Source organism: Rickettsiella massiliensis 20B (assembly GCF_000257395.1).
In the GTDB taxonomy this organism is placed as follows: Bacteria; Pseudomonadota; Gammaproteobacteria; order Diplorickettsiales; family Diplorickettsiaceae; genus Diplorickettsia; species Diplorickettsia massiliensis.
This window is the reverse complement of sequence record NZ_AJGC01000001.1, coordinates 25,142-40,262: the sequence shown is the minus strand read 5'-3', so window position 1 is coordinate 40,262 and position 15,121 is coordinate 25,142. Positions and strand designations below refer to the sequence as shown.

The following is a 15,121-nucleotide window of genomic DNA, read 5'->3' as shown; positions in this document are numbered from 1 at the left end:
TGTGCTATCAATTTATTCTTCAGATGCTTTGGTTGATTGAGCTAGATGTTGTTGAATGTAATCGCAGACGTGACGCACGGTGAACATTTCTTCAGCAACAGCATCTGGAATTTCCATATCAAACTCTTCTTCGAAAGCCATAACGAGCTCAACCGTATCTAAAGAGTCTGCGCCCAGATCGCGTGAAAACGAACTTTCTAAGGTGACATTGTCTTCTTCGGCACCCAATTGCGTGACGACAACCTTTCGAACACGATCTGCAATATCAACAAAATTATCGTTATCACTCACTAGAATTCTCCTCATATAGTAATAAAAACTGTAGTTAGTTTATTCAATTTTATTCTGAACACAAGTTACTTTTAATAATACGCTATTATTTAACGAAAAATCAGCGTATCGATCGGTGCTTTTTGTTTTGTTCAATTCATGAACATACCGCCATTAACATGCAGTGTTTGTCCTGTGATATAGCCTGCCCAGGATGAAGCCAAAAATAAACAGGCTTGTGCAATATCTTGCGGCTGACCTAATCGACCGGATGGAATTTTTAATAATAGCGCTTCTTTTTGTTTCTCTGTTAATTGTGCCGTCATATCGGTTTCGATAAATCCTGGTGCAATAACATTGGCCGTAATATTACGGGAAGCCACTTCCTGTGCCAAGGTTTTTGTAAAGCCAATTAGTCCAGCTTTGGCAGCGGCATAATTGGCTTGGCCGGGATTACCTGTACTGCCAACAATTGAAGCAATGTTAATAATTCGTCCAAAATGGGTTTTGAGCATATTTTTTAAATATGATTGTGTTAAATGAAAAACCGCTGTTAAATTTGTCGCAATCACCGCATCCCATTGTGCAGAATTCATGCGCAATAAAAGGGTATCACGCGTAATCCCAGCATTATTCGTAATCCCAGCATTATTCACCAAAATTTCGGGTTGACCAAAATGCTTCATCTCATTGGCTAACTGTTCTCTTGATTGCGCATCACTGACGTCTAACACAAAACCTTGCCCAGAGAGATGGTGCTTTTTAAAAAAATCAGTGATCGCGTGTGCGCCGGCTTCCGTTGTCGCAGTCCCCGCAACGCGGGCACCCTGCTTTGCTAATTCTAAGGCGATTGCCTGCCCAATCCCACGGCTTGCACCCGTAACTAAGGCGGTTCTATTTTGTAAACCTAACGTGTTCATTGACTCTCCTGTAAGGCCAAAGCAAAACTTTCAGGCCCTTGAATAGACAGTGTTGGAATCGAGGTAATCCGTTTATTTAATCCTGCCAAGACTTTGGCGGGTCCACATTCTACGATCAGTTCAATACCTTGTGCTACACAAGACTGAACCAGCTCTACCCAACGTATGGGATGATAGAGCTGGCGTACCAATGCGTCTTTGATACGTTCTGATTTGCTCTCTACACGAATATCGACATTATTGAGTACGGATAACGTAGGGGTGTGGATAGTCACTCCCTGTAAATAATGCGCTAATTTTTGTGCGGCCGGTTTCATTAACTCACAATGCGAAGGCACACTCATCGCGACACGCTTAACAAGCTTTGCTCCAGCCTGTTTCGCCGCGAGAAATAAGCGTTCAATCGCTTCCGTTTCTCCTGCGACCACAATCTGTCCGGGCGCATTGTAATTTGCGGGCGCTAACACTTGACCTTGCGCAACCGTTTGGCAAAGCGCCTGCAAGGGTTCAACATCCAATCCGATGACCGCCAACATTGCGCCCTTTCCTTCCGGAACAGCTTCTTGCATCAAACGCCCACGTTCCTTAACAAGATGCAATCCTGTCACAAAATCGATTGCGTCGGCACACGCTAACGCGGCATATTCACCTAAACTGTGTCCAGTCATTAATGTAGGCTGTGGACCTTTTTCTTGTTGCCATAATCGCCAAATCGCCACATCTGCACAAAATAAAATAGGTTGTGTCATTTCAGTTTGATTAAGCGTTTCTTCTGGGCCATTCTGGCTTAAATGCCAAAGATCGTAACCCAATATGGCTGAAGCTTGTGCAAACGTATCCTGAATAATGGGATGTTTCGCTGCTAAAACGGATAACATACCCACCGATTGTGACCCTTGACCTGGAAAAACAAATGCAATTTTTTTTGACATAATTTCTATTATATTTGGAGATTATTTAAATATACGCACAGCGCATAGGTGTTAGTAACGTACTAAAGCGGATCCCCAAGCAAGCCCGGCACCAAAACTTTCCATTAAAAACAACTGTCCTCGTTGTAAGCGCCCATCCCGAACTGATTGATCCAAAGCTAACGGAATTGAGGCGGCCGAAGTGTTCCCATGTTGGTCGACGGTGACAATAACCTTTTCCATAGGCATCGCTAATTTTTGCGCCATCGCCTTAATAATACGTAAATTCGCTTGATGCGGAATGAGCCAATCGATTTCTTCTGGTTTGATTCCATTGGCTTGCAACGTTTCATCCAAAATACTACTCAAATTCTTAACGGCTAATTTAAAGATTTCACGCCCTTCCATCACTAAATACGCTTCTTCATCGCGTAATCCAGTTCCTAAGTACAATAAATCTTTATGCGAACCTGCCGCCTTCAGGTGCGTTGAGATAATGCCTGGTTCCGACGCCGCTTTTAAGACAACGGCGCCGGCGCCATCCCCAAAAAGGATACAAGTCGAGCGGTCTTGCCAATTGACAATACTCGACATGGTTTCACTGCCGATGACTAACGCCGTTTTCACCTGGCCATTACGAATAAATTGATCCGCAACACTCAACGCATAATTAAAACCAGAACATGCGGCCACAACATCAAAAGCTGGACAACCATCCACCCCTAAAGTGGCTTGAACTAAACAGGCAGTACTTGGAAAAAAACGATCAGGTGTACTGGTGGCCACAATAATGAGTTCAATTTCTTGCGCCGTGCACTGTGCCGCATATAAAGCCTGCTGCGCCGCGGCGACGGCCATGGTCGCCGTTGTCTCTTCTGCATTGACAACATGACGTTGATGAATCCCTGTCCGCGTAACAATCCATTCATGGGAGGTCTCTATCCCTTTTGCCATTAAATCGGCATTGGTCAGAATATTTTTAGGCAGGTAGGACCCAGTACCTTCAATTTTTGAAAAAATCATAATGTATCACGCGATTCGCGTAGTAATCGAGAAACTTGGTCTTGAATTTGTTCGGGAATATTTTTTTTAACTTCAGAAACGGCTTCATTAATTGCATTATTAAACGCAACAATATTTGCGCTACCATGACTTTTCACTACGGTACCTTTTAAACCGATTAAACTCGCACCATTGTAGTGTGCGGGATCCACCTGTTTTCGCAAATGCTGCAATACACGTAACGCCAAGAGCCCAGATAGCTTAGAAAACCAATTACGGCTAAAAGAACGCTTGATATAATGCCCAATCAGCTGGGCTACCCCTTCAGTCACCTTCAATGCCACATTGCCGACAAAACCATCGCAAACAATCACATCAGCAACGCCTTGGTAGATCGCATCCCCTTCAACATACCCAATATAATGAATAGAGCTATTTTTAAGCATTTCAGCGGCTTTTTTAACCTGTTCATTTCCCTTAATTTCTTCAGAACCAATGTTCAGTAAGCCGACCCAATGTTCAGTAAGCCGACACGGGGATGAGGAATGTTATCGACAAACTCGCTTAAAACGGATCCCATCACCGCAAACTGCAAAAGTGATTCAGGTGGCGAATCAACATTTGCACCCAGATCGAGAATGCGTACTTTGGATTGTTCTTGCAACGTAGGCAACATTGCAGAAATAGCGGGTCGATCAATTCCAGGTAAGGTACCCAACACGAATCGGGCCGTCGCCATCAATGCGCCAGTATTTCCAGCACTCACACAAGCCCGCGCTTGCCCAGATTTAACAAGATTAATCGCGACCCGCATAGACGAGTCTTTCTTCGTACGCAGGGCTTGTGCTGGGGGTTCATCCATGGCCACCACTTGGGAAGCCATTTGGATTTTTAGCCGTTCTGGCCAAACCGATTGCTGGGTTGCCTGAGTGAACGCTTGTTGTAAAGCCGCCTCATTGCCGACTAAGGTAATTGTCAGCGCCGGGTCGGCTTTGATTGCCATCAAGGCGGCGGGTAATGTGACAGAAGGGCCATAATCGCCCCCCATTGCATCAATCGCTAAGGTATAACAAGACATTTAAGAAGCTTATTCCTTGTCTTTTAGTACTTTTTTTCCACGATAATAGCCATCTTTTGTAACATGATGACGCAAATGGGTTTCACCACTGGCCGAATCAATCGCCAAGGAAGGAGAAGTTAATGCATCATGTGCACGACGCATGCCTCGTTTTGAACGAGATTTTCGTGATTTTTGTACTGCCATAAGAGGCCCTCTGAGTAATTAAGGAATTGCGAAAGATGCGTATTATGCGGGCTCAATAGGGAAAAAACAACTCCGTTTCCACTTAATCTCCCACTCTTTCTTAGTGGCTGGTTTTTTTATCCAATTGAGTGGCTATGAGCTCCTGATATTTTTGCCGCAATTGACTCGGGGTTTCTGGATGCTGTGGGTCACTGATAATACACGCGGCCGGGCAAACTTGGACACACTGTGGTGCATCGAAATGACCGACACATTCGGTACAACGCTGTGGGTCAATTTCATAAATCCATTCACCTTGCGAAATCGCTTGATTCGGACATTCGGGATCACAGACATCACAATTGATGCATTCATCAGTGATTACTAATGCCACAACACACTTCCCCTTTTTACCTGATTATGATGGATCTACTTTACTACAAAAAGCCGTATCAATATGAATTATTTCGCTCTGCAAACGCTTGCGCCACATTTTCTGGTACAAAAGGCCGGACATCTCCACCTAAACGGGCCACCTCACGCACTAAACGTGCAGAGATAAACGCGTATTTTTCAGCCGGTGTCAAAAACAACGTTTCCAGTTCTGGCATAAGACAACGATTCATACCGGCTAACTGAAATTCGTATTCAAAATCCGATACGGCTCTTAAGCCCCGAAGCAATAGATGTACTTGATGTTGTCGGGCACAATCCACCAAGAGCCCTGAAAAACCATGCACGACAACATTTTTTAAGCTACTGAGCCCTTGTTTTGCGAGCAAAATTCGTTTTTCAAAGGAAAATAACGGCGTTTTACCCGAATCTTTAGCCACCGCAACGATAACCCGATCAAATAAGCGGCTTGCACGCTGTATTAAATCATAATGACCATTAGTCAATGGATCAAACGTACCTGGATAAAGAATTGTTTTTTTCATAAAAAAATAAATAAAAAAGTCGTTTAAGTGATGATTCACGTTCGTCCTTTAGGAAGGCATCCCAAAATAAATCCCTAGAAAAATCAACGCCCCTACCCACGCGTTATTGAGAAAGGCTTTAAAACAGTGCTCCGGGATACGTTCTTGAATTAAATACTGTTGATACACGAATAATCCCGTCGCACCCAATAAACCGACGTAATACGCACTGGAGAAACCTAACCATCGCCCTAAGCCAAACAAACTGAGAATAAATGTCATTTGGACAGCGGCAATAAACTGGGTTTCCCGTTGATAAAGACGAATTGCGGTGGATTTAATCCCTACTTTTTGGTCGTCTTCTCGATCGACCATGGCATAAATCGTATCATAAGCCAGCGGCCATGACGAAGCACTCACATAAAGCAACCATGCAAAAAGCGGGACCTGATTGATTTGTGCAGCAAACGCCATCGGAATTCCCCAAGAAAACGTCAATCCGAGAATCACTTGCGGCCAATAAGTAAAACGTTTTGCGTAAGGATAGATCAAGGTTAATCCCAAACCAACCCATGCCAATTGAAAAGTAAAACGATTCAACTGCAGAACAAGCGCAGCGTTTAAAGAAATTGCTTGTGTGGCTAAAGGGCGCTGTTGGGTACGTTTGACTTGACCATCCCATTTACGATCCGCAATATCATTTGCAACACACCCTAACGAGCGCATCAAAAAAACACCGCTACTAAAAAAAATAGATTTTCCCATCCGGGATGCCCCTTGCCTGCAATCCAAAGCGCCCAAAGCGTTGGCCAAAGCAATAAGAGCGTGCCAATCGGTTGATGGAGTCGCAAAAGCTGTGCATACGGTTTGAGAGAAAATAGCTGGTTCATAAAAGGTATCCTATAATACTCATTGTTAAATGCAAATCCTCTCTCTTCATGGAATAGGTTTTTAGATATCGATAAAAAAGGTTCCCGTAAACGCTCGTTTTGCCAGGAGGCTCACTGACCATGTTACCAAGAAAAATCCGTACCATACTCTTTGGTTGTTCTACACTTTTTAGCCTTCCACTTCCCCTGCAAGCGAGTATTCCGGGCATCTATTTGCTAGGACAGATCGGCTCAGGGAATACCCATGTCAATGAACAAGATGCAGCGGCCTTATCGGTAGAACACGCTGATTTAAGTGGTCGGTTTGCAGTGGGTTATCAGTTTAATCAAAAATATGGCCATTGAATTAGGCTATCTGCAATTTTCAAATGCACGGTTTTATCAGGTGGGCGGCCATGTGAATAAAGAAGTTTCATTAGGGGAAAAAGCGATTGATATCGCGGTTAAACCGATGTTAGCCCTGTCAACCAATCTCACTTTTTATGGTCGCCTCGGTTTAGCTTGTTTAAAAGCCAGTGGCGAAGCGTTTGTTAATGAACGCCACTATTTGGATTATGCAGACAGCTGGGATCCTGTGTTTGGCTTGGGTTTAAGTTATGATATCTCACCCAGCCTACCCATTGATTTGTCTTGGATGCGCTTGCAAAATCTACACGGCAACGATAATAAAACACCCAGCGCAGACTTTTATTCGATTGGCTTCGCCTATTATTTTGGTTAACCACCGTAACTATTTATTTAAAAAAATAGGTTGATACGAAGTTTACTTATGCTTTAAAATTGATTAAATAAATTCATTAATTAATCATATATTTGCTCACAGCGAAATAATTTGGCTTCATTTTTTTCATACACGATAAGAAGAATCGGATGACTTCATTTAAAAAAATCACTGTTCTCAGCGCTACTTTACTTCTTCTCATCAATTTATCGATATCCTCTCATGCCGAACGACCGGGTTGATATACCGGTTTACAAAATGGTTACGCCAATACACATATGAAGGTAGACGATCTAGTTGAAGTTTATAAAAATCGGGTGCCGTTTCCATCACAAGCGTATTTCCAACACTTTGTTGCTTCAACACGTGCGAGCATCAGTTATCTATTTAAATCAGATTTGGCCGTTGAAATGGGTTGGCAAGCGCTACAACATACTGTTCTTGATGAGTATGTCACCTCAGATCACTATTCTTTGAATGGTGATGTTGAAGGCTTTGCCTGGGATTTGGTAGCTAAAAAAATAATTCCGATTCAACCCCATCTCAATCTATATGCCACACTCGGGGTAGCCTATTTTCATCCTGGCAATACAAAAGGCGGAGGCCATGTGGCCGGTACTACGGGACCCAGCGAGTTTAGCCTCGCGGGAAAACGTTACCCACCCACCTTAGAACCTATATTTGGAATAGGTATTCGTTATTCTATTTTTCCTGAAATTGCCGTAGATTTTTCTTGGCATCGCCTACAAGCCATTCGTGGGTTACCCTACCGGCCGAGCATCGATTTCTATTCTTTAGGATTGTACTATTATTTAGGTTAAGAACTGATAAATTTATTTCTTAAATTAATATTTTTATCTAATAAATGATCTTTTTATAAATAAAAGATGGTTAGAAAAGTCAAAAATCTGCTTTTTTCTTTCAGTTTTACCTTGTTTATCCTAGAAAAATTGACAAATTTCCTCACAAACGATTAAATACCCTCTTCTGATTAGAAAATCTCTCTGGAGAAGATAATAACAATGATGAAAAAAGTAATAATGACAAGCGTGCTGGGTGTTTCCATTCTTGCGCTGGTAAATGCCAACGCGGAGGTCGCTTCAACCGCTACGCCAGCAACTAAGCCACTTCATGCTAAAACGCATCATCACGCTCATACAAAAAAAAGCTGAAATCAGCTAATAAAACGGAACAAGCACCGTCAAACGTAGAAGACATGTCAGCAACGGTGCCCGCACAAACCATTTCTAACCCCTCAGAGCATCACGGTTTACCTGCAGGTTTATATGTCGGTGCGCAAGTCGGTTATGGTGAATCTTCTGTTCCAAATCAATCATTTTTTGTTAATAATGACGGTCTCGCTGGCCGAGTAAATATTGGTTATCAAATCAATAAAAACTTTGCTGTAGAAGCCGGTTATCTTGCCTTAAGAAAAAAGACTGAAGCCAGCGAGGATTACAAAAAAGTTGACCAACAAAGCGTAATTGATCTTGCCGGTAAAGCGAGCTATCCGATTACAGAACGAGTGAATCTTTATGGAAAAGCAGGTGTCGCTTATATCACCAGTCGTTATAACGAAACCATTAATAATGGAACTAGAGAGTTAAATAATGATTACGGTATAGCACGCCACAAGTTTGCACCTGAAGTTGCGGTGGGTATGGATTTCAATGTAACACCCAGCATTGCAGTAGATACCTCACTAACGCATATTCATCCTGTAGGTAACAAACGCCCGAGTAATATTAATTACTTAGCTGTCGGTGTTAATTACACCTTTGGTTAAATGTAATCAGTTACTCTGATCATGAGATAAAAACCCCTTGTAAACAAGGGGTTTTTATTTTTAAACCCTATTAATCTACAAAAACATCGTTTTCACTTTATAAGTTTTTGTTAACATTGCTTGACAAGATAGACTACCAACGCTTAAATAGGGCCTTGTTTAACTAGTTAACCTCTTGTAGGAGAATAATAAATGCTTAAAAAAGTACTCATAACAGCGCTGTTTGGTGCCTCTGCACTGGGTGTTGCCGCAGCTAATGCCGCCGCGCCAGGTGTTTATGTAACGGGTCAGTTGGGTTATGCACAAACGCATATGAAACATAAAACTGACTTAGACGCAATTTCAAAGAACCTCCCTGCCGGTGATTCTTTTACACTTAAAGATAGCAATGATAAAAATCTAGCAAATAATGGCTTAGCCGGTCGTTTAGCGATTGGTTATCAGTTTAATCAAAATTTTGCTGTCGAATTGGGTTATCTCCGCTTAGGTTCAAAAAAAATTACCTTGAGAGTGCAAAAATGGGTAATCCAGCCATTGATTTAAAAGATCCATCCATGACATTCGCACAGAATGCGTTTGACCTCGCGGCAAAAGGTATTGTACCGATATGCAATAATTTTAATGTCTACGGCAAATTAGGTGTTGCTTACCTGACCAGCAATTTATCTATTGACGGTAAAAATGGTAAAGATCAGAAAGTTAGCTATGACATTAATGATGCCGCTGGCTTTAAAAATCGCCAATGGGCGCCTGAAGTCGCTGTCGGGGTGAGTTACGATATCACGCCTAACGTTGCTATAGATACTTCTTGGACGCATATCCATACTATTGGTAAAAACCGTGCAGGCAATATCAACTTTGCTGCAGTTGGCCTTTCTTATAACTTTGGTTAATCATTCATTTCTAACCATTAAGTTATAAAAATTGTTACTCAAAAGCCCCTTCTTGCAAGGGGCTTTCTTATTTAGAACTCTTGTTATATTACTGATCCTCTAAGCGTAAAATAACGCTTCCTCTTAGCAAAACATACTCATAACAGATTCTTTGATTTTTTACTCGCTCATGTCCTTTCCTATTAATAAACATTGTGTTTTCGATCGTCTAAATAACTATTTTATTACATTTATCCTCTAAGTGTTAAAGTGTACGTAGTTATAAAAGTAGACGCTTTTATAAAATATAAAATGGTTCTTTCTATCCTATGACCAGACACCGTAAGGGTTAATAAAATTTAAAAAAGTTCACAAAATAATTTTTATATATAAGTATAAAGGTTATATTTAACAAAGGATTCTTTGTTATTATCTGAAAACACTAGAAAATTATTTATTTTCATCGTTTTTATCTTTTCGCTAGCACTGAATATGTTTACAGATAGTTGACACACGATCAGAATCACCCAAGTAAGAAGTCACTCTCGTCAAAATGAATCTTCTTCACTTATTTAAAAGACCTTTGTTATAAATAATGAGTCATTACTTCATACACAAGGTCTAGTTTTTGCTAGATTTTAATTTACATTTTGATAATAATTTTAGATAAAAATATTGAAAGAAAATTTTCTAAAAATAGGTTTATCTTTTATTTAAGATGAGAATTTATAATTATAAGTTGTAGTCTAGTTTCTATTCTTAAAATGATTACTAAAAATGTAATAGGACATAATGTATTTTTATTATTTAATTTATATTATTTATTGATAGATGATAATAAATCAATAAATATTAATTAATTTATTATTTGCATATTAAACTTTATATCTATTAAATATTATATTATTAAATGAATATCTTTAATATAATTAACAGATAAAATAATTAATAAATAAATTATTTTATTATTGACAATATAAATTAATATAGTTTAAATACCCCTCAGGTTAACTAGTTAAATAACCTTATTACTTTGGAGAATAACAAATGCTTAAAAAAGTACTCACAACAGCGCTGTTTGGTGCTGCACTGGGTATTGCTGTAGCCAATGCCGCCGTGCCAGGTATATATGTAACCGGTCAATTAGGCTATGCGCAAACACAGATGAACAATAAAACAAAATTTAATCCTAGCGAGATTGGAGCAGGTATTTCTAATGTTTTTCCTAGTGTCGAAAGCACAACATTTAGTGGGAAAGCTAACGCAGGAAACAATGGTTTAGCGGGCCGCTTAGCGATTGGTTATCAGCTCAACTCTAACCTTGCGATTGAAATGGGTTATCTTCAGCTTCAACAAGGAAAAAGCGGTAACTTTTCTTTCAATGACAAAGCTGGAAAGAAAATTGCTCAAGCTAATCTGACATTAAACCAATATGCGATTGATGTCGCAGCAAAAGGTATTATCCCTATTGCGAATAATTTGAATCTTTATGGAAAACTTGGTGTTGCTTACCTAAAAAACGACATTGAATTTAACGGTAAATTCAATAAAAACAAAACCATACCTGTTGACATTAATGGAAAATTAAATGTCAATGATCTGACGAATATCAAAAGATCACAATGGGCGCCTGAAGTCGCTATTGGTATTAGCTATGACGTCACACAAAATGTTTCGATAGATACCTCTTGGACACATATCCATACGATTGGTAAAAATCGTGTGGGCAACGTTGACTTCGTTGCAGCGGGTGTTTCTTACAACTTTGGTTAAGAAAATCCTGATTTAAGTACGTTAACATTAGATTAAACAAGAAAAAGCCTAGATTACTCTAGGCTTTTTTATTTTTACTATATTTTATTTAATAGGCTTTAACTGGTTTTCTCCCTGTTTTTAACTAAACGTAATATCCCTTATCTCTTAACCATTATTTTTTTAATTAAATTATTAAAACATTATAGAAGATAAAACCTTAAGTAATGTTTTTTTGATTCGTTATCAGGATTAACCGTTAACCATGCCGGCCATTTTTTTCGGCAGATAAACTCATTTTTTACCTAACAAAATGCGCTTTAAGAATTGACCAGTAAACGAAGCGGTATTTTTCGCCACTTGCTCAGGTGTGCCAACACACACGATTTCGCCTCCCTTACTTCCCCCTTCGGGTCCTAGATCAATAATCCAATCCGCTGTTTTGATGACATCCAGATTATGTTCGATGACAACAATGGTATTGCCTTTATCACGTAAACGATGCAAGACTTTTAGTAATTGTTCGATGTCAAAGAAATGGAGTCCTGTCGTTGGCTCATCTAAAATATACAAAGTTCGCCCGGTGTCACGCTTACTTAATTCTTTGGCCAATTTAATACGTTGTGCTTCGCCACCAGAGAGCGTGGTTGCACTTTGACCTAAATGAATATATGAAAGTCCCACATCGATAAGCGTCGCTAACTTACGGGCTAATACTGGAATAGCACTAAAAAAAGAATGTGCCTCTTCTACGGTCATTTCTAAAATTTGGTGAATCGTTTTACCTTTATACTGAATTTCTAGCGTTTCACGATTATAACGTTGCCCTTTACAAAGATCACACTGCACGTAGACATCTGCTAAAAAAATGCATTTCAACTTTTCAGGACACCATCTCCTTCACACGCTTCGCAACGCCCTCCTTTTAAACGAGGTGTTCGTCCGATAGGGCTTTGATCAATATCAATTACTTTGTCTAACTGTTCGAGCCCAGTTATTTTTTGGTAAGGTGCCGCCTGAATCAGGGTCGCCGCATTGAGCTTTTGCGCCGCAATCGGATAGAGCGTGTCGTTAATTAACGTCGATTTGCCTGATCCAGAGACCCCGGTAATACAAGTCATCAACCCCAGAGGAATTTCAACGTCAAGTTGTTTGAGGTTATTACCCGAAGCACCAATCAGGTGTAATGCCTTTTGTCGATTAAAAGGGAGGCGCTTTTTAGGGATCGCAATCCGACGTTGCCCGGATAAATATTGCCCGGTTAACGAGTCAGCATGCCGCATAATCGCCGCAGGAGAGCCTTGGGCAATCACTTGCCCACCATGGATTCCCGCACCGGGCCCCATATCAATTTAAATGATCGGCATGAAGTATCGCATCTTCATCGTGTTCGACCACAATCACGGTATTGCCTAAATCACGTAAGCGCATCAATGTACTGAGTAAACGGTCATTATCTCGCTGATGTAAGCCAATAGAAGGTTCATCTAGAATATACATCACTCCGACCAACCCCGAACCAATCTGGCTAGCAAGACGAATACGTTGCGATTCGCCTCCTGATAAGGTGTTCGCACTGCGATCCAAAGATAAGTAGTCTAAGCCCACATCCATTAAAAAACTCAAGCGTTCAACAATTTCTTTCTTTAACCCACTCGCTATTGCTGCGTGTTGCCCAGTTAATGCCCACTGATTGAGTAAGGTATAGAGTTTTGTAATGGGTAAAGCGGCCCACTGGGCAATATTTTGACCATTAATCCAGACATGACGCGCCGCCTCTTTCAGGCGCATGCCTGCACAATCTGCGCAAGGTTTTAAGGTTAAATATCGAGAAAGCTCCTCCCGAACGCTGTCTGAGTCGGTTTCTTGATAACGGCGTTGCATCATGGGAATCACCCCTTCAAACGGCCGAGTTTTATGGAAAGAAAATCCCTTTTCGGATTCATAATGAAAAGCAATTTCTTCTTTTCCTGTTCCATATAAAATCCGTTTTTGTATCGCCTGCGGTAGCTTCTGAAAGGGTTTATCTAATGAGAAACCATAGTGTTTTGCTAAAGCAGTGAGTAAGGCAAAATAATAAGGATTTTGTGCATGCCAACCCGAGAGTGCGCCCTCAGCTAAGCTTTTCATTGGCTGGGCCCGAATTTTCTCAACATCCATGGTTTGTTCATAACCTAGCCCATCGCATTGCGTACAAGCACCGGAGGGGTTATTAAAAGAAAAAAGGCGCGGGCTAAGCTCACTGAGGCTATAGCCACACTGAGGGCACGCAAAACGTTCTGAAAAAAGCCATTCTTTCGCTTTTTTTTGCGGTGAATCGGTTTGCTGAATCACTTTAACCAAGCCTTCACTCAACGCCGTTGCGGTGGCTAATGACTCACTTAACCGTAAACGATTTTCTGGTTTAATTTTAATCCGATCCACCACCGCTTCGATGGTATGTTTTTGTTTAGGATTCAGCGGTAAAAGTTGATCCAATTCTTGTAATTGACCGTCCACGCGTGCACGAATATATCCCTGACTGCGTAATTGATCAAAAAGTTGTTTATGCTCCCCCTTACGCTCCTGAATCAACGGCGCAAGTAACAGAAGACGTGTCTCCTGAGGTAAAGCCATTAACGTATCGGTCATTTGACTGACGCTTTGCGCAGCTAAACTGGTATGATGTACAGGACAATGGGGTTCACCGAGTCGTGCAAACAGTACTCGTAAGTAATCATAAATTTCCGTGATCGTCCCGACCGTAGAGCGTGGATTATGTGAGGTCGATTTTTGGTCAATGGCAATCGCCGGGGACAAGCCTTCAATTTGGTCAACATCGGGCTTTTCCATCATTGATAAAAACTGACGCGCATAAGAAGACAAGGATTCAACATAACGGCGCTGCCCCTCTGCGTATAAGGTATCAAACGCGAGAGACGATTTCCCGGAGCCGGATAAGCCGGTGATTACCACGAGTTGTCCCCGAGGAATCTCAAGATCCAGATTTTTAAGGTTATGGGTACGAGCACCACGAATTCGAATGATATCCATAGGGTTCTTGTCTGCGAACAGGTTGGAGATAAAGTTGGCACTATAACTCTGAATATTCCGAAAAGAAACCTCTCCTTACTTGTTAATCTTGACTTTCTTTTTATCCAAACAACCTTTAGAATCAAGGCTTAGAGTTTTTCCTGTTCCTTGGTGGAGTGATCAAATATGGCGCGAGGTATTAATAAAGTCATCTTAATCGGCAACCTGGGGGCCGATCCGGAAGTACGTCATATGCCGAACGGATCGGCTGTCGCGACACTCAATATTGCGACCAGTGAAGGTTGGAAAGATAAGCAAACCGGTGAACAACAAGAACGTACCGAATGGCATCGTGTCGTTTTATTTCAACGTCTTGCTGAAATTGCTGGGGAGTATCTCAAAAAAGGATCAAAAGTTTATATTGAGGGACGCCTACAAACACGCAAATGGCAAGATAAAACCGGCCAGGACCGCTTTACCACAGAAATTGTCGGCAATGATTTACAAATGCTAGATAGTCGTGGTGGAATCAGTCCTATGGAGAATATGTCAACAGCACACTCAACGCTTTCCTCTTCACGGAGTGAAGGACGCTCAAATAAGGTTACCTCAACAGAAGCTTCCTCCGATGTGTTTGATGACGATATTCCTTTTTAGATCGCCTATTTTAATTTCTATTAGCGCACCTTTTCCCCTGACTTTAAAAAAGTGGGATTAGGTGCCTTTTGCATTTTTCTGAGTGGTACCTTCTATTTTTGTCATTTCTAACTGTTTACTTTATGCACAGTTTTGAGTGAATCTTTTCCTATTTTTTCAGTTACTCTT

The 15,121-nt window shown here is 41.0% G+C and carries 16 protein-coding genes and 3 pseudogenes; 8 read left to right on the top strand and 11 right to left on the bottom strand.

The window, feature by feature from the left end; all coding sequences use genetic code 11:
• Positions 1-12: 12 nt before the first annotated feature.
• The 10 genes and pseudogenes from acpP to S3O_RS18380 all read right to left on the bottom strand — a co-directional run bounded on the left by acpP (position 13) and on the right by S3O_RS18380 (position 6,153).
• Entirely contained in the window at positions 13-306 is a 294-nt protein-coding gene (gene acpP / locus S3O_RS0100295) for an acyl carrier protein (RefSeq protein WP_050816812.1), read from the bottom strand.
• Positions 307-422: 116 nt separating this feature from the next.
• Complete coding sequence (gene fabG / locus S3O_RS0100290; RefSeq protein WP_010597046.1) at positions 423-1,190, bottom strand: 3-oxoacyl-ACP reductase FabG; 768 nt, start codon at positions 1,188-1,190, stop codon at positions 423-425.
• The gene (gene fabD / locus S3O_RS0100285) at positions 1,187-2,122 is read right to left on the bottom strand and encodes an ACP S-malonyltransferase (RefSeq protein WP_010597045.1); all 936 of its coding nucleotides are present in this window, start codon (positions 2,120-2,122) and stop codon (positions 1,187-1,189) included. The genes fabG and fabD overlap by 4 nt, the downstream gene beginning before the upstream one ends.
• A gap of 51 nt (positions 2,123-2,173) precedes the next feature.
• Complete coding sequence (locus S3O_RS0100280; protein WP_010597044.1) at positions 2,174-3,124, bottom strand: beta-ketoacyl-ACP synthase III; 951 nt, start codon at positions 3,122-3,124, stop codon at positions 2,174-2,176.
• Positions 3,121-4,181 (bottom strand): annotated as a pseudogene (gene plsX / locus S3O_RS12905) (phosphate acyltransferase PlsX). The gene S3O_RS0100280 and the pseudogene plsX overlap by 4 nt, the downstream one beginning before the upstream one ends.
• A 9-nt stretch (positions 4,182-4,190) precedes the next feature.
• The gene (rpmF, locus tag S3O_RS0100270) at positions 4,191-4,367 is read right to left on the bottom strand and encodes a 50S ribosomal protein L32 (RefSeq protein WP_010597041.1); all 177 of its coding nucleotides are present in this window, start codon (positions 4,365-4,367) and stop codon (positions 4,191-4,193) included.
• 100 nt (positions 4,368-4,467) lie between these two features.
• The gene (locus S3O_RS0100265) at positions 4,468-4,740 is read right to left on the bottom strand and encodes a YfhL family 4Fe-4S dicluster ferredoxin (RefSeq protein WP_010597040.1); all 273 of its coding nucleotides are present in this window, start codon (positions 4,738-4,740) and stop codon (positions 4,468-4,470) included.
• A gap of 58 nt (positions 4,741-4,798) precedes the next feature.
• Positions 4,799-5,284, bottom strand: coding sequence for a pantetheine-phosphate adenylyltransferase (gene coaD, locus S3O_RS0100260; protein WP_010597039.1), 486 nt, complete (start codon positions 5,282-5,284; stop codon positions 4,799-4,801).
• Between the two features lie 48 nt (positions 5,285-5,332).
• The gene (locus tag S3O_RS12900) at positions 5,333-6,028 is read right to left on the bottom strand and encodes a 4-hydroxybenzoate octaprenyltransferase (protein ID WP_235776135.1); all 696 of its coding nucleotides are present in this window, start codon (positions 6,026-6,028) and stop codon (positions 5,333-5,335) included.
• On the bottom strand, positions 5,989-6,153 hold the full coding sequence (locus tag S3O_RS18380) for a hypothetical protein (protein WP_010597037.1): 165 nt from the start codon (positions 6,151-6,153) through the stop codon (positions 5,989-5,991). Before S3O_RS18380 ends, S3O_RS12900 begins: the two co-directional genes overlap by 40 nt.
• 120 nt (positions 6,154-6,273) lie before the next feature.
• Here S3O_RS18380 and S3O_RS0100250 point away from each other — a divergent pair, with 120 nt between their 5' ends.
• The 7 genes and pseudogenes from S3O_RS0100250 to S3O_RS0100215 all read left to right on the top strand — a co-directional run bounded on the left by S3O_RS0100250 (position 6,274) and on the right by S3O_RS0100215 (position 11,305).
• Positions 6,274-6,498 carry a hypothetical protein gene (locus tag S3O_RS0100250; protein WP_010597036.1) on the top strand — a complete coding sequence of 75 codons (225 nt, stop codon included), beginning with the start codon at positions 6,274-6,276 and terminating at the stop codon, positions 6,496-6,498.
• Entirely contained in the window at positions 6,488-6,874 is a 387-nt protein-coding gene (locus S3O_RS0100245) for a porin family protein (protein ID WP_010597035.1), read from the top strand. Before S3O_RS0100250 ends, S3O_RS0100245 begins: the two co-directional genes overlap by 11 nt.
• Positions 6,875-7,128: 254 nt before the next feature.
• Positions 7,129-7,695: pseudogene (locus tag S3O_RS0100240) on the top strand (hypothetical protein); the annotation flags it as partial.
• Between the two features lie 395 nt (positions 7,696-8,090).
• On the top strand, positions 8,091-8,660 hold the full coding sequence (locus S3O_RS0100230; protein WP_010597033.1) for an outer membrane beta-barrel protein: 570 nt from the start codon (positions 8,091-8,093) through the stop codon (positions 8,658-8,660).
• A gap of 192 nt (positions 8,661-8,852) precedes the next feature.
• Positions 8,853-9,203, top strand: a complete 351-nt coding sequence (locus S3O_RS19285) for an outer membrane beta-barrel protein (protein ID WP_010597032.1) — start codon at positions 8,853-8,855, stop codon at positions 9,201-9,203.
• Complete coding sequence (locus tag S3O_RS19280; protein ID WP_010597031.1) at positions 9,179-9,553, top strand: outer membrane beta-barrel protein; 375 nt, start codon at positions 9,179-9,181, stop codon at positions 9,551-9,553. Before S3O_RS19285 ends, S3O_RS19280 begins: the two co-directional genes overlap by 25 nt.
• Positions 9,554-10,579: 1,026 nt before the next feature.
• On the top strand, positions 10,580-11,305 hold the full coding sequence (locus S3O_RS0100215; RefSeq protein ID WP_010597030.1) for an outer membrane beta-barrel protein: 726 nt from the start codon (positions 10,580-10,582) through the stop codon (positions 11,303-11,305).
• 273 nt (positions 11,306-11,578) lie between these two features.
• Here the strand turns inward: S3O_RS0100215 and uvrA are convergent.
• Positions 11,579-14,317: pseudogene (uvrA, locus tag S3O_RS19965) on the bottom strand (excinuclease ABC subunit UvrA).
• A 165-nt stretch (positions 14,318-14,482) separates the two neighbouring features.
• On the opposite strand from uvrA, the gene ssb reads away from it, so the two are divergent.
• Complete coding sequence (gene ssb, locus S3O_RS0100205) at positions 14,483-14,953, top strand: single-stranded DNA-binding protein (RefSeq protein WP_010597026.1); 471 nt, start codon at positions 14,483-14,485, stop codon at positions 14,951-14,953.
• Positions 14,954-15,121: the final 168 nt, after the last annotated feature.

Coding starts and splice junctions, on each gene's coding strand:
- acpP (WP_050816812.1), bottom strand. CDS start 306: ATGAGGAGAATTCTAGTGAGTGATAACGATAATTTTGTTGATATTGCA.
- fabG (WP_010597046.1), bottom strand. CDS start 1,190: ATGAACACGTTAGGTTTACAAAATAGAACCGCCTTAGTTACGGGTGCA.
- fabD (WP_010597045.1), bottom strand. CDS start 2,122: ATGTCAAAAAAAATTGCATTTGTTTTTCCAGGTCAAGGGTCACAATCG.
- S3O_RS0100280 (WP_010597044.1), bottom strand. CDS start 3,124: ATGATTTTTTCAAAAATTGAAGGTACTGGGTCCTACCTGCCTAAAAAT.
- rpmF (WP_010597041.1), bottom strand. CDS start 4,367: ATGGCAGTACAAAAATCACGAAAATCTCGTTCAAAACGAGGCATGCGT.
- coaD (WP_010597039.1), bottom strand. CDS start 5,284: ATGAAAAAAACAATTCTTTATCCAGGTACGTTTGATCCATTGACTAAT.
- S3O_RS12900 (WP_235776135.1), bottom strand. CDS start 6,028: ATGGGAAAATCTATTTTTTTTAGTAGCGGTGTTTTTTTGATGCGCTCG.
- S3O_RS18380 (WP_010597037.1), bottom strand. CDS start 6,153: ATGAACCAGCTATTTTCTCTCAAACCGTATGCACAGCTTTTGCGACTC.
- S3O_RS0100250 (WP_010597036.1), top strand. CDS start 6,274: ATGTTACCAAGAAAAATCCGTACCATACTCTTTGGTTGTTCTACACTT.
- S3O_RS0100245 (WP_010597035.1), top strand. CDS start 6,488: ATGGCCATTGAATTAGGCTATCTGCAATTTTCAAATGCACGGTTTTAT.
- S3O_RS0100230 (WP_010597033.1), top strand. CDS start 8,091: ATGTCAGCAACGGTGCCCGCACAAACCATTTCTAACCCCTCAGAGCAT.
- S3O_RS19285 (WP_010597032.1), top strand. CDS start 8,853: ATGCTTAAAAAAGTACTCATAACAGCGCTGTTTGGTGCCTCTGCACTG.
- S3O_RS19280 (WP_010597031.1), top strand. CDS start 9,179: ATGGGTAATCCAGCCATTGATTTAAAAGATCCATCCATGACATTCGCA.
- S3O_RS0100215 (WP_010597030.1), top strand. CDS start 10,580: ATGCTTAAAAAAGTACTCACAACAGCGCTGTTTGGTGCTGCACTGGGT.
- ssb (WP_010597026.1), top strand. CDS start 14,483: ATGGCGCGAGGTATTAATAAAGTCATCTTAATCGGCAACCTGGGGGCC.